This is a genomic window from Paracoccus sp. 22332, assembly GCF_052045125.1.
In the GTDB taxonomy this organism is placed as follows: Bacteria; Pseudomonadota; Alphaproteobacteria; order Rhodobacterales; family Rhodobacteraceae; genus Paracoccus; species Paracoccus haematequi_A.
Window position 1 is genome coordinate 317,572 of record NZ_JBQEOI010000001.1, and the last position, 12,743, is coordinate 330,314.

Annotated in this window: 12 protein-coding genes; 4 read left to right on the forward strand and 8 right to left on the reverse strand. The window is 66.2% G+C overall.

The genetic code is table 11. The features are described from left to right. Positions 1 to 5 precede the first annotated feature (5 nt). Both phoU and phoB read left to right on the forward strand, forming a co-directional pair. Positions 6 to 731 carry a phosphate signaling complex protein PhoU gene (gene phoU / locus ACTJI6_RS01540; RefSeq protein WP_440797224.1) on the forward strand — a complete coding sequence of 242 codons (726 nt, stop codon included), beginning with the start codon at positions 6 to 8 and terminating at the stop codon, positions 729 to 731. Positions 732 to 734: 3 nt separating this feature from the next. After that, the gene (gene phoB, locus ACTJI6_RS01545; protein WP_440797226.1) at positions 735 to 1,424 is read left to right on the forward strand and encodes a phosphate regulon transcriptional regulator PhoB; all 690 of its coding nucleotides are present in this window, start codon (positions 735 to 737) and stop codon (positions 1,422 to 1,424) included. On the opposite strand, the gene ACTJI6_RS01550 is transcribed toward phoB, so the two are convergent. The 8 genes from ACTJI6_RS01550 to ACTJI6_RS01585 all read right to left on the reverse strand — a co-directional run bounded on the left by ACTJI6_RS01550 (position 1,409) and on the right by ACTJI6_RS01585 (position 10,863). Next, complete coding sequence (locus ACTJI6_RS01550) at positions 1,409 to 2,302, reverse strand: ribokinase (RefSeq protein WP_440797228.1); 894 nt, start codon at positions 2,300 to 2,302, stop codon at positions 1,409 to 1,411. The two genes, phoB and ACTJI6_RS01550, sit on opposite strands and share 16 nt — an antisense overlap. Positions 2,303 to 2,419: 117 nt before the next feature. Continuing rightward, the gene (locus ACTJI6_RS01555) at positions 2,420 to 3,739 is read right to left on the reverse strand and encodes a cytochrome c1 (RefSeq protein WP_440797230.1); all 1,320 of its coding nucleotides are present in this window, start codon (positions 3,737 to 3,739) and stop codon (positions 2,420 to 2,422) included. A 13-nt stretch (positions 3,740 to 3,752) separates the two neighbouring features. Beyond that, entirely contained in the window at positions 3,753 to 5,075 is a 1,323-nt protein-coding gene (petB, locus tag ACTJI6_RS01560) for a cytochrome b (protein ID WP_440797232.1), read from the reverse strand. 12 nt (positions 5,076 to 5,087) lie between these two features. Continuing rightward, entirely contained in the window at positions 5,088 to 5,648 is a 561-nt protein-coding gene (petA, locus tag ACTJI6_RS01565) for a ubiquinol-cytochrome c reductase iron-sulfur subunit (protein WP_126153950.1), read from the reverse strand. A gap of 263 nt (positions 5,649 to 5,911) precedes the next feature. Continuing rightward, complete coding sequence (radC, locus tag ACTJI6_RS01570; protein ID WP_440797234.1) at positions 5,912 to 6,679, reverse strand: RadC family protein; 768 nt, start codon at positions 6,677 to 6,679, stop codon at positions 5,912 to 5,914. Positions 6,680 to 6,725: 46 nt separating this feature from the next. After that, positions 6,726 to 7,880 (reverse strand): molecular chaperone DnaJ, encoded by a 1,155-nt coding sequence (dnaJ, locus tag ACTJI6_RS01575; protein ID WP_440797236.1) that lies wholly within the window; start codon positions 7,878 to 7,880, stop codon positions 6,726 to 6,728. A 79-nt stretch (positions 7,881 to 7,959) separates the two neighbouring features. Further along, on the reverse strand, positions 7,960 to 9,876 hold the full coding sequence (gene dnaK, locus ACTJI6_RS01580; protein ID WP_440797238.1) for a molecular chaperone DnaK: 1,917 nt from the start codon (positions 9,874 to 9,876) through the stop codon (positions 7,960 to 7,962). A 165-nt stretch (positions 9,877 to 10,041) separates the two neighbouring features. Further along, positions 10,042 to 10,863, reverse strand: a complete 822-nt coding sequence (locus ACTJI6_RS01585; RefSeq protein ID WP_440797240.1) for an ABC transporter permease — start codon at positions 10,861 to 10,863, stop codon at positions 10,042 to 10,044. 129 nt (positions 10,864 to 10,992) lie between these two features. Here ACTJI6_RS01585 and cysQ point away from each other — a divergent pair, with 129 nt between their 5' ends. After that, entirely contained in the window at positions 10,993 to 11,790 is a 798-nt protein-coding gene (cysQ, locus tag ACTJI6_RS01590) for a 3'(2'),5'-bisphosphate nucleotidase CysQ (RefSeq protein WP_440797242.1), read from the forward strand. Beyond that, positions 11,790 to 12,590: a 3-deoxy-manno-octulosonate cytidylyltransferase gene (locus ACTJI6_RS01595; RefSeq protein ID WP_440797244.1), complete on the forward strand. Its 801-nt coding sequence runs from the start codon at positions 11,790 to 11,792 to the stop codon at positions 12,588 to 12,590. The genes cysQ and ACTJI6_RS01595 overlap by 1 nt, the downstream gene beginning before the upstream one ends. Positions 12,591 to 12,743: the final 153 nt, after the last annotated feature.

The window sequence follows — 12,743 nt, forward strand, 5'->3', positions numbered from 1 at the left end:
CACCCATGAACCGCGAAAAACATATCTCGTCGGCCTTCGACCGCGACCTGGAAACCATCCAGGCCCTTGCCGTCAAGATGGGCGGCATGGTCGAGGCCGCGATCCAGGACGCCGCGACCGCCCTGGAGACCCGCGACGAGGAGCTGGCCGAACAGGTCCGCCGCCGCGACAAGGCCATCGACGCGCTTGAACTGCAACTGAACGAGGACGCCGCCCGGCTGATCGCCCTGCGCGCGCCGACCGCCACCGACCTGCGCATGGTCCTGGCGGTGATGAAGATCTCGCATTCGCTGGAACGGATCGGCGACTATGCCAAGAACATGGCCAAGCGCACCCATGTCCTGTCGCAGATGCCGCCCATCGAAGGCTCGGGCCTGGCGCTGCGCCGGATGAGCACGGCGGTCGGCAAGATGGTCCAGGACGCGCTGGACAGCTATATCCGCCGCGACGCCCAACTGGCCGAGGACGTGCGCCAGCGCGATCTTGAGGTGGACCAGATGTACAACGCGCTGTTCCGCGAATTCCTGACCCACATGATGGAGGATCCGCGCAACATCACCCCCTGCATGCACCTGCATTTCATCGCCAAGAACGTCGAACGCATGGGCGATCTGGCCACCGCCATCGCCGAACAGGTGATCTATCTGGTCAGCGGCGAATTGCCCGACGATTCGCGCCCCAAGGACAACAGCGTGCCGTTCGTCGAGACGGACGCGGCCAGCGGGGGCTGATCGATGGCACGGCAAGCCCCCTGCGTCCTGGTGGTCGAGGATGAATGCGCACAGCGCGAGGTTCTGCAATACAACCTCGAGGCCGAGGGGTTCGAGGTCGTCGTCGCCGACAATGGCGAGGACGCGCTGCTGCTGGTCCAGGAAGAACAGCCCGACCTGATGGTGCTGGACTGGATGCTGCCCAAGGTCTCGGGGATCGAGGTCTGCCGCCAGGTCAAGGCCGATCCCTCGACCCGCGGTATCCCGATCATCATGCTGTCGGCGCGCAGCGAGGAAACGGACCGCGTGAGGGGCCTAGAAACCGGGGCCGACGATTATGTCGTCAAGCCCTATTCCGTGGTCGAACTGATGGCGCGGCTGCGCACGCAACTGCGCCGCACCCGGCCTGCAAGCATGGGCGAACGCCTGTCCTTCGCCGACATCATCCTGGACGCCGCCGAACACCGCGTCTTTCGCGCGGGCCAGGCGTTGCATCTGGGACCGACCGAGTTCCGGCTGCTGTCCACGTTGATGGAAAAGCCGGGCCGGGTCTGGACGCGCGAACAACTGCTGGATCGGGTCTGGGGCCGCGACATCTATGTGGATACGCGCACCATCGACGTGCATGTGGGCCGCCTGCGCAAGGCGCTGATGCAGAACGGCGGCAACAACCCGGTCCGCACCGTGCGCGGCACCGGCTATTCGCTGGGCTGATCTGCCGGCCGTGCGGCCAGGAAGTCCAGCACTTCGGCCCGGGTCGGGATCGCCTCGCCCGCGCCGTGCCGCGTGACCTTCAGCGCGGCGGCGGCCGAGGCCAGCCGCAGGGCCTGGGGAATTGCCTCGCCGCGATCCAGCGATGCCGCGAAATAACCTGCGAAGGTATCGCCCGCGCCGGTCGTGTCGACCGGATCGACGGGAAAGGCCGCCTGGCGATGAACCGTGCCGGTGGTCAGGTCGCGATATTCCGCCCCCTCTCCGCCTCGGGTGATCAGCAGGCCCTCGACCGGCAGGTCGCCGGGGATGGCTGCGAACAGCGCCTCGGCCTCGCCCGCGTTCATTGCCAGGATCGAGACATGGGGCAGGATCGCCCGCACGGCGGCGATGTCGAAGGGCGCGGCGGAATAGATCACGCGGGCGCCTGCCTGCCGGGCGGCGCGCGCGGCCTCGACTTGGCAGCTGGTTTCGTTCTGGATCAGCAGCGTATCGCCCGCCGCGATTTCCGACAGCGGATCGGCCAGCATCACGGGCGTCAGCGCCCGGTTGGCGCCGGGATGGATGACGATGGCGTTTTCGGCCTGCCCGTCCAGCAGGATAATGGCATGGCCGGTGACCTGGTCCGCCATCCGCAGGATGTCGGTGGTGACGACGCCCCGCCGCGACAGCCGGTCGATGACCCAGTCGTCAGTCTGACCCATGGCGCCCAGGTGATGGGTGTCTGCGCCCGCGCAGGCCGCGGCGACCGACTGGTTCGCGCCCTTGCCGCCCAGTCCCTGGACATAGCGGGGCGCGGCCAGCGTCTCTCCGGGTCGCGGCAGGTGGTCCAGCCGATAGACATGGTCGATATTGATCGACCCCAGGTTCCAGATTGCCATAAGACCGCCCCTCCGCTGCCTTGTGCGATGTTGCCGGAAGCGCGCGGCTTGTCCAGCCCGCCCACGCAATGAAAAACGCGCCCCGCTGGGGGCGCGTCCGGTTCGTTGAACTGCGGGTTACTGCTTGCGGTGCAGCTTGCCCTTGTGGGGCGCCCACAGCCGCTTGTTGGTCAGATACAGCAGCGAGGTCAGCACGATCAGGAACAGCACCGACACCAGGCCGACCTGCTTGCGGTCGGTCAGCTTGGGTTCGGCGGTCCACATCAGGAAGGCCGACACGTCGCGGGCCATCTGGTCGACCGTCGCGGGAGTGCCGTCCTCGTAGGTCACCAGGTCGTCCGACAGCGGCGGCGGCATGGCGATGTTGCCGCTGGCGAAGGCGGTGTTCTGATAGAAGACGCTGCCGGCCTGTTCCACTTCCTCGCCGGTATAGCTGGTGAGGATGGCGTGGATGTATTCCGGTCCGCCGATGCCGCGCAGGAACTGGTTGATGCCGGTGCCCTGCGGACCATGGAAGCCCGCGCGGGCCTTGGCCATCAGCGACAGATCCGGGCCCATGCCATCGCCCGACACGGTCGGGAAATGGTCGGTCGGCAGGCGCGGACGCTCCTCTCCGGTTTCGGGATCCAGGATCGGCGTCAGGTTCGCTGCATAGGCACGGACCTGATCTTCCGGCAGGCCGGGACCGCCGTCGTCATGCAGCGTGCGGATCGGCACGAACTTCATGCCGTGGCAGGCCGCGCAGACCTCGGTATAGACCTGCAAGCCGCGCTGAAGCTGGAACTGGTCGTATTTCCCGAATGGCCCTTCAAAGCTGAACGAGATGTCCTCGATATGCGGGGCGCCGTGGCTGGCGGCGGCGTGTTCTTCCCCGGCCGCGCCTTCGATGTCGTCATGGCCTTCCTCGGCCACCACGGTGCCGGTGGTTTCGGCGGGAACGGCGGCCTCCTCGCCCTCGGTCACCTGAACGGCATCCGCGGCGGGTTCACCGGCGGCCTCCGGCGCGGCGGTTTCGGCGGCAGGCTCTTCGGCCGGAGCTGCGTCGGCGGCGGGGGCTTCAGCTGCGGGTTCCTCCGCAGCGGGGGCCGCTTCGGCAGGCTCGGCTGCGGTGTCGGCGGTGGCCGACGGCGCGGCGGGCGCCTCCATCGGGGTCTGCTCGGCCGGGGCCGGAGTCGATGTCGGCTCGGACGACTGCGTGGGGGCGGTCGCGGTTTCCCCGGTCGGGGACTGCCCGGATCCGGCTTCCGCCGGCGCGGCGGGCGCTTGGGCCGCATCCTGCCCGGCGGGGGCAGGGATCGCGGAGGGTTCGGACGACTGCTGCGTCCCGGTCGGTTGCTGGACCGGGGCGGGCGTGGCCGCGTCCTGCGCAAGGGCATAGCCCCCCGCAGAGATCGCCAGCACCGCAACAGCCGAGAGCGTCTTGGTTCTCAGGGTCATTGTCTGGCTCTCCTTACTCGGCCATGCGCGTGGGCGAATCGTAATGCGCAAGGTAGTCTTCCTCGATCGTGGCGGGCATCGGCTCGGGCTTCTCGATCACGCCCAGCAGGGGCAGGATGATCAGGAAATAGGCGAACCAATAGGCCGAGGCGACCAGCGAGATCGAGGCATAGGGTTCCTCGGCCGGCATCGCGCCGCACCACATCAGCAGCATGAAGTCGAAGGCCAGCAGCCAGAACCACCACTTGAACTGCGGCCGATAGCGGCCCGAGCGCACGCGCGAGGTGTCCAGCCAGGGCACCAGCGCCATGACCAAGATCGCGCCGAACATCGCCAGCACGCCGAAGAACTTGGCGTCGATGATGCCGAAGGACAGGAACTGGACGATCTGCACGATCCAGACATCCGCCGTGAAGGCGCGCAGGATGGCGTAGAAGGGCAGGAAGTACCATTCCGGCACGATATGGGCGGGCGTCGCCAGCGGGTTCGCCTCGATATAGTTGTCGGGGTGGCCCAGATAGTTCGGCATGAAGCCCACGACCGCGAAGAACACGATCAGCACCACGCCCAGGGCGAACAGGTCCTTCATCACGAAATAGGGCCAGAACGGCAGGGTGTCCTTCTGCGCCTCTTCCTTGCTGGTCCGGCGCACCTCGACCCCGGTGGGGTTGTTGTTGCCGGTGGTGTGGAAGGCCCAGATATGCACGGCGACCAGGGCCGCGATCACGAAGGGCAGCAGATAGTGCAGCGAGAAGAAGCGGTTCAGCGTGGCGTTGTCCACGGCCGGTCCGCCCAGCAGCCATTGCTGGATGGCGCCGCCGATGCCGGGAATGGCGCCGAACAGGCCGGTGATGACGGTCGCGCCCCAGAAGGACATCTGGCCCCAAGGCAGCACATAGCCCATGAAGGCGGTGCCCATCATGCACAGATAGATCAGCATCCCCACGATCCAGGTCACCTCGCGCGGGGCCTTGTAGCTGCCGTAGTAGAGGCCGCGGAAGATGTGGATATAGACGGCCGCGAAGAACAGCGAGGCGCCGTTCGCATGCAGATAGCGCAGCATGTAGCCGCCGTTCACGTTGCGCATGATATGTTCGACCGAGGCGAAGGCTAGGTCGACATGCGGCGTGTAATGCATCACCAGCACGATGCCGGTGACGATCTGCAGGACCAGGCAGAAGGCCAGGACGATGCCCCAGATCCACCACCAGTTCAGGTTCTTGGGGGTGGGGATCATCAGCGTGTCATAGACCAGGCTGACGATCGGCAGGCGGCGGTGGAGCCATTTCTCGAAGCCTGTCTTCGGCTCGTAATGGTCGTGCGGAATTCCGGCCATGCGAAGCCCTCCTCAGCCCAGCTGGATGGTGGTGTCGCTGATGAATTCAGCGACGGGGATATGCAGGTTCTGCGGCGCGGGCCCGCGCCGGATGCGCCCGGCGGTGTCGTAATGCGAGCCGTGGCAGGGGCAGAACCAGCCGCCGAAATCGCCGGCGCCGTCGCCGATGGGAACGCAGCCCAGATGCGTGCAGACGCCGATCTGGACCAGCCATTCCCCGGCCTCGTCCAGGGTGCGGTTCTGGTCGGTCGCGGGTTCGCCCGGCTTGTTGGCGTTTTCCGCGTTCTGGTCGATCAGGTCGTTCAGGTCCACGGCGCGGCCCGCCTCGATCTCGGCCGGGGTGCGGCGGCGGATGAACACGGGCTTGCCCAGCCATTTGACGGTCAGCTGCGTGCCTTCGGCGACGCCGCTGACATCGACCTGGATCGAGGCGAGCGCCTGGACATCGGCCGAGGGGTTCATCTGGTTCACAAGCGTCCAGGCGGCGGCTCCGGCAGCCACCGTGCCTGCGCCCGCCGTGGCATAATAGAGGAAATCCCTCCGGGTGCCTACGTGTTCGTCTGCGTGGGACACGGGTCATTCTCCAATTCGGGCCGGGGACCGGCCGATACGACAATCCGGGCCGCGCATCGTCGCAGCCTTCGCGCCCGCGGTTCTAGCCTTCAATTCTGCGTCAGTCCAGCGGGTAAGCCCCGCGCCGCCGGTCCATTCCCCTGCCGCTGTTGGAAAATTGTCGCGGGCATTTCGTCGCAGGGCCGGGGTGCGCAGGGGGCTTTCAGCCCCCTCGGCCGCTGGCGCGGCCTTCACCCCCCAAGGTATTTTCGCAAAGAAGAAACCTAAAGCAGGCCCTGGCTGCGGAAGGACAGTTCGCGCGACTTGCCGATGATCAGGTGGTCGTGGATGGTGATTCCCATGCTGTCGGCGGCCTGGGCGATACGGGCGGTCATGGTGATGTCGGCGTCCGACGGGGTGGGATCGCCCGAGGGGTGGTTGTGAACCAGGATCAGCGCCGAGGCGTTCAGTTCCAGGGCGCGGCGGATGATCTCGCGCGGGTAGACGGGGACGTGATCGACGGTGCCGCGCGCCTGTTCCTCGTCCGCGATCAGCACGTTCTTGCGGTCGAGATAGAGGACGCGAAACTGCTCGATCTCGCGATGCGCCATGGCGGTGTGGCAGTAATCCAGCAGCGCGTCCCAGCCGGACAGGACGGGGCGGTGCATGACGCGGGCGCGGGCCATGCGCTGCGCCGCGGCCTCGACGATCTTGAGTTCGGTGACCACGGCGGGGCCGACGCCCTCGACCTGGTCCAGACGGGCGGTGGGGGCGGTCAGCACGCGGTTGAAGTCGCCGAAGGTTTCGATCAGCCGGCGGGCCAGGGGCTTCACGTCCTGGCGGGGGATGGCGCGGAACAGCACCAGTTCCAGCAATTCGTAATCGGGCATGGCCGCCGCGCCGCCGGTCATGAAGCGGTCGCGCAGTCGGGCGCGGTGATCGGCCAGATAGGACGGCGCCTTGCCCTGGGGCAGCGGCAGCGGCGGCGCCTCGTCCGGGGCCGGCGCAAACAGCGGCAGGGGCATTTCGCCAAAGGTGCGATTCGGGTCCATGGCGCCAGCATGGACCCGTGCCGGTGAAGAAAAGGTTAACGCCGCATCAGCGCGTCATGCCGTCCCAGAAGCTTTTGACCTTGTTGAAGAAACTGTCAGACTGGGGGCTGTTGTCGGCCTGCTCGGCCTCGAATTCGCGCAGCAGTTCGCGCTGCCGGGCGGTCAGGTTCACGGGCGTTTCCACGGTCAGTTCGATCAGCATGTCACCCGGTTCGCCCGAGGCGCTGGGGCCGTGGCGCAGCGGCGGCATCCCCTTGCCGCGCAGGCGCATCTGGCGGCCGGACTGGCTGCCCGCCGGAACCTTCACGCGGGCGCGGCCGCCGTCGATGGTGGGCACCTCGACCTCGCCGCCCAGGGCGGCGGTGGCCATGCTGACGGGCACCTGACAGGCCAGGATCTTGCCGTCGCGCAGGAAGATCGGGTGGTCCTGAACCTCGATGAAGATATAGAGATCGCCCGCAGGACCGCCACGCAGCCCGGCCTCGCCTTCACCGGCAAGGCGGATGCGGGTGCCGGTCTCGACGCCCGCGGGGATGTTCACGGACAGGGTGCGTTCGCGTTCGATGCGGCCCGCACCGTGGCAGGCCTGGCAGGGATTCTTGACGATCTGGCCCTGACCGCCGCAGGTCGGGCAGGTGCGTTCGACGGTGAAAAAGCCCTGTTGCGCCCGGACCTTGCCCATGCCCGCGCAGGTCGGGCAGGTGGCGGGCTGGGTCGCGCCCTCGGCCCCGGTGCCCGCGCATTCGTCGCAGGCGATCGAGCCGGGAACGGTGATCGATTTCTTGAGGCCGGTATAGGCCTCTTCCAGGCTGACCCGCAGGTTATAGCGCAGATCCTGGCCGCGTTGCGCGCGGGTCCGGCCGCCGCCGCCCCGGCGACCCATCATGTCGCCGAACAGATCCTCGAACACATCGGCGAAGGCCGTGCCGAAATCGCCCGGATGCGCGCCACGCCCGCCGAAACCGCCGCCGCCGCCTTCGAAGGCTGCATGGCCGAACCGATCATAGGCCGCCTTCTTCTGGTCGTCCTTCAGGCAATCATAGGCCTCGTTCGCTTCCTTGAAGCGGGCTTCGGCCTGGGGATTGTCCTTGTTGCGGTCGGGATGCAGTTCCTTCGCCTTCTGGCGATAGGCTTTCTTGATTTCCTCGGCCGAGGCCCCGCGCGTTACGCCCAGAACCTCGTAGTAGCAGCGCTTGGCCATGTTTCGTCCTGTCTGGTTCCCCAACGAAAGGGCCGGCCCGCGTCATTCGGCGGACCGGCCCGAGAGGGTGCGGCCCGGATCAGCCGCGCTTCTTGTCTTCGCCGAGATCCTCGAAATCGGCGTCCACGATGTCGTCGTCGACGTTGCGGGGCTGGTCGCCCTCATCGTCGCCGCCGTCAGAGGCGGACTGCTGCGACTTGTAGATCGCCTCGCCCAGCTTCATCGACGCGTCCATCACGTTCTGGATGCCGCCGCGGATCTTGCCCGCGTCGTCCGATTTCAGCGATTCCTCCAGCGCGCCGACCGCCAGTTCGATCGCCTCGACGGTCGAGCTGTCCACCTTGTCGCCGTGATCTTCCAGCGACTTCTTGGTCGAATGGATCAGGCTTTCGGCCTGGTTGCGCGCTTCGACCAGCTCGCGGCGGGACTTGTCGGCCTCGGCATTGGCTTCGGCGTCCTTCACCATCCGCTCGATATCCTCGTCGGTCAGACCGCCCGAGGCCTGGATGGTGATGTTCTGGGTCTTGCCGGTGCCCTTGTCCTTGGCCGAAACCGAGACGATGCCGTTGGCGTCGATGTCGAAGGTCACCTCGATCTGCGGCAGGCCGCGCGGCGCGGGCGGGATGTCTTCCAGGTTGAACTGGCCCAGCAGCTTGTTGTCGGCCGCCATCTCGCGTTCGCCCTGGAACACCCGGATCGTCACCGCGTTCTGGTTGTCTTCCGCGGTCGAGAAGATCTGCGACTTCTTGGTCGGGATCGTGGTGTTGCGGTCGATCAGCCGGGTGAACACGCCGCCCAGGGTCTCGATCCCCAGCGACAGCGGCGTCACGTCCAGCAGGACCACGTCCTTCACGTCGCCTTGCAGAACGCCCGCCTGAATGGCGGCCCCCAGGGCCACGACCTCATCGGGGTTGACGCCCTTGTGGGGTTCCTTGCCGAAGAACTCGGTCACGGCCTCGATCACCTTGGGCATCCGGGTCATGCCGCCGACCAGGACGATCTCGTCGATGTCGGATTTCGACACGCCCGCGTCCTTGATGGCGTCGGCGACCGGCTTCATGGTGCGCTTGATCAGGTCGCCCACCAGGCTTTCCAGCTTGGCGCGGGTCAGCTTGATGACCAGGTGCAGCGGCGTGCCGCTGTTCTTGTCCATGCTGATGAACGGCTGGTTGATCTCGGTCTGCGAGGACGAGGACAGTTCGATCTTGGCCTTTTCGGCGGCTTCCTTCAGGCGCTGAAGGGCCATCTTGTCCTTGGTCAGATCGACGCCGTGTTCCTTCTTGAACTCGTCCGCCAGGTAATTGACGATCCGCATGTCGAAGTCTTCGCCGCCCAGGAACGTGTCGCCGTTCGTGGACTTCACCTCGAACAAGCCGTCGTCGATTTCCAGGATGGTGATGTCGAAGGTGCCGCCGCCAAGGTCATAGACGGCGATGGTCTTGCTGTCCTTCTTGTCCAACCCGTAGGCCAGCGCGGCCGCGGTCGGTTCGTTGATGATGCGCAGGACTTCCAGGCCCGCGATCTTGCCCGCGTCCTTGGTGGCCTGACGCTGGGCGTCGTTGAAATAGGCGGGGACCGTGATGACGGCCTGCGTCACCGGCTCTCCCAGATAGCTTTCCGCGGTTTCCTTCATCTTCTGAAGGATCATCGCGCTGACCTGCGCGGGGGAATATTTCTCGCCCTTCACCTCGACCCAGGCGTCGCCGTTGCCGCCGTCGACGATGGCATAGGGAACCAGCTTGCGGTCCTTTTCCACGGCCTCGTCGCCGATGCGGCGGCCGATCAGGCGTTTCACGGCAAAGACGGTGTTGGTGGGGTTCGTGACGGCCTGGCGCTTGGCGGGCTGGCCGACCAGGCGTTCGCCATCCGTGAAGCCCACGATGGACGGCGTGGTGCGGGCGCCTTCGCTGTTCTCGATGACCTTGGGCTGGCTGCCGTCCATGATCGCGACGCAGCTGTTGGTGGTGCCGAGGTCGATGCCGATGACTTTTGACATGCTTGTTTCCTTCTTGCGGCGATTCCAGAGGGCTTCAGGTCCGTTATGGCCCCCGAGGCCCGATCCCAAATGCGGTTCCAAGTCCGGGAACCCGGACGCTTCGGGGGTGTATATAGGGATGGTTTCAAGCCCCGCAAGCGCCCGATGCGGGCATTTTGCGCGCGATCAATCGGCCGCCGTCCAGCTGAGGGATTCGTATTTGCGGGTGGTGAAGTTGATCAGCAGCCCCACCATCATCGCCGCCAGCGAAAACCACAGCGCATAAAGCGGATCGGTTTTCAGGGGGGTATAATTGATGAACAGAAACCCCCGTTGCTGGTCGATGATGTGGAACAGCGGGTTCCAGATGAACCAGGGCAGCAGCGCGTTGGGAACCACGTTGCCCACGAACATCTTGCCCGAGGCGAACATGTTGATGCGCTGATAGGCCGTGGTGACCAGCCGCGATCCGCGCGGCGACCAGGGCCGGACGCCCAGGAAGATCAGGCCGATGCACCCGCCCGAGAACCAGGCCAGCAGATACATCCCCAGGCTTCCGGGCCAGAAGTCGACATGGATGGGCGCGACCAGGACTTGATACAGCCACAGGATCGCGATGCAGCTGATCGTCTGGCGATACAGCACCGCCAGCGCGGCCGAGGCGATCAGGACCGCAGGATTCAGCGGTTCGTGCTTGGTCAGCCCGCCCGAGACCGAATGGCTGCCCGCCACCGCGCCCGATGTCTGGACATGGACCATGAACATGAAGATGCCCGACATCAGGTACAGCATGAAATCGCCCCGGATGGGCGAGTTGCGCACCCCCATGACCAGATAGATCAGCAGGAAGGCCATCATGAAGATCGCCGATTGCAGGATCGTCAGCAGCAGCCCCACCACCGCGTTGCGATGGTCGTTGCGCAGGTTGTAGACGGTCTGGTGATAGATCAGGCCCAGCGTGGCGCCGGCGGCCTGGACGATCGTTCTGGTCTTCCGCTGGTTGAACAAAGCCCGCGCCGCGCCTTGCCTGCGACCTTGGGGCGCTTGCCCAAGCCGTCGGCCGCGATCATAAGGGGGATTGGTGCCCGTCACAATCGGCGGGACCGCGCCAGGCGGGCCGTGCGGGAAGGAAAGAAGATGGAATTGGAACGACTGATCGCACAGATGCGGCGCCTGGCGTTGCAGGCCGGGGTCCGGATCATGGAGATCTATCAGGCCGAGGATTTCGACGTTCGCGCCAAATCCGACGATTCGCCCGTCACCGCCGCAGACGAGGCCGCCGATGCGCTGATCTCGGCCGGGCTATCCCAGGCCTTTCCCGACATCCCCCTGATCACCGAAGAACAGGCCGCCAGCCATGCCCGGACGGCGCAGACCTTCCTGATCGTCGATCCGCTGGACGGGACCAAGGAATTCGTGCAGCGGCGCGGCGATTTCACCGTCAACATCGCCTATGTCGAAAACGGCGTGCCGCGGCTGGGCGTCGTCTATGCCCCCGCCAGGGGTCGGCTGTTCTATACCACCGCCGACGGCCGCTCGGTCGAGGAGACGGGGCCGTTCGGGGACGAGCCGGGCCAGGTCGTGCCCATCGGCGTGAACCCGATCCCGGACAATCGCGGGCTGATGGTGGTGGCCTCGAAGTCGCATCGCGACGCGGCGACCGACGATTACATCGCCAGATATGCGGTGCGCGACATGACCAGTGCGGGATCCTCGCTGAAATTCTGCCTGGTGGCGACCGGCGAGGCGGATCTGTATCCGCGCCTGGGCCGCACGATGGAATGGGACACGGCGGCGGGCGATGCGGTGCTGCGCGGCGCGGGCGGAGAGGTGGTGCGCTTCGACGACCACACGCCGCTGGCCTATGGCAAGCCGGGGTTCGAGAACCCGTTCTTCATCGCCTTCGCCCCAGGCGTGTTGCTGGTGAAAGCCTGATGTCGGTCCTGATCGTCATTCCCGCGCGCCATGCTTCGACCCGCTATCCGGGCAAGCCGCTGGTCGATCTGCGCGGCGCGTCGGGTCAGGCGCGCAGCCTGATCCGGCGCAGCTGGGACGCAGCCATGGCGGTGACGGGCGTCGACCGGGTGGTGGTCGCCACCGACGACGACCGAATCCGCGACCATGCGCAGGGCTTCGGCGCGCAGGTGGTGATGACCGCCACGACCTGCCGCAACGGCACCGAACGCTGCGCCGAAGCCGTGGCCAACCTGGGCCTGACGCCCGAGATCGTGGTCAACCTGCAAGGCGACGCGCCCCTGACCCCCGCCTGGTTCGTCGAGGATCTGGTGGCGGGTCTGCGCGCCGATCCGCAATCGGACGTAGCGACCCCGGTCCTGCGCTGCACCGGGCGGATGCGCGCGGACCTGATCGCCGACCGCCATGCGGGCCGGGTGGGCGGGACCACGGCGGTCTTTGGCCATGACCGGCAGGCGCTGTATTTCTCGAAGGAAGTGATCCCCTTCGCGGCGGGTCCGTTCGGCGACGACGATCCCAGCCCGGTCTTTCACCATGTGGGCGTCTATGCCTATCGCCCCGCAGCCCTTGCCGAATACGCGACCTGGGACGAAGGCCCGCTGGAAAGGCTGGAGGGGCTGGAGCAGCTGCGGTTCCTGGAACGCGGCCGCCGGATCCTCTGCGTCGAGGTCGAATCGCGGGGCCGCCAATTCTGGGAGTTGAACAATCCCCAGGACGTGCCGCGGCTGGAGGAGATGATGCGGGCGATGAATCTGGACTGAAAGCCCCTGCTTTTCGGAAATCGGCAGCATTCGTTGTAAATCCGACGCGCTTTTCTGCGATTGCATTGGCGCCAAGTTGCCGACGCCGTTATGATGCGGCTTGCAGATGCAGCGTTTGTGGATGACTTAGCGTTAAGCTGTGTCGGGCCATTG

Excerpts from the sequence above, each read along its gene's own strand:
- petB (WP_440797232.1), bottom strand. The coding sequence starts at position 5,075 with ATGGCCGGAATTCCGCACGACCATTACGAGCCGAAGACAGGCTTCGAG.
- phoU (WP_440797224.1), top strand. The coding sequence starts at position 6 with ATGAACCGCGAAAAACATATCTCGTCGGCCTTCGACCGCGACCTGGAA.
- ACTJI6_RS01595 (WP_440797244.1), top strand. The coding sequence starts at position 11,790 with ATGTCGGTCCTGATCGTCATTCCCGCGCGCCATGCTTCGACCCGCTAT.
- ACTJI6_RS01550 (WP_440797228.1), bottom strand. The coding sequence starts at position 2,302 with ATGGCAATCTGGAACCTGGGGTCGATCAATATCGACCATGTCTATCGG.
- phoB (WP_440797226.1), top strand. The coding sequence starts at position 735 with ATGGCACGGCAAGCCCCCTGCGTCCTGGTGGTCGAGGATGAATGCGCA.
- cysQ (WP_440797242.1), top strand. The coding sequence starts at position 10,993 with ATGGAATTGGAACGACTGATCGCACAGATGCGGCGCCTGGCGTTGCAG.
- dnaJ (WP_440797236.1), bottom strand. The coding sequence starts at position 7,880 with ATGGCCAAGCGCTGCTACTACGAGGTTCTGGGCGTAACGCGCGGGGCC.
- ACTJI6_RS01555 (WP_440797230.1), bottom strand. The coding sequence starts at position 3,739 with ATGACCCTGAGAACCAAGACGCTCTCGGCTGTTGCGGTGCTGGCGATC.
- dnaK (WP_440797238.1), bottom strand. The coding sequence starts at position 9,876 with ATGTCAAAAGTCATCGGCATCGACCTCGGCACCACCAACAGCTGCGTC.
- radC (WP_440797234.1), bottom strand. The coding sequence starts at position 6,679 with ATGGACCCGAATCGCACCTTTGGCGAAATGCCCCTGCCGCTGTTTGCG.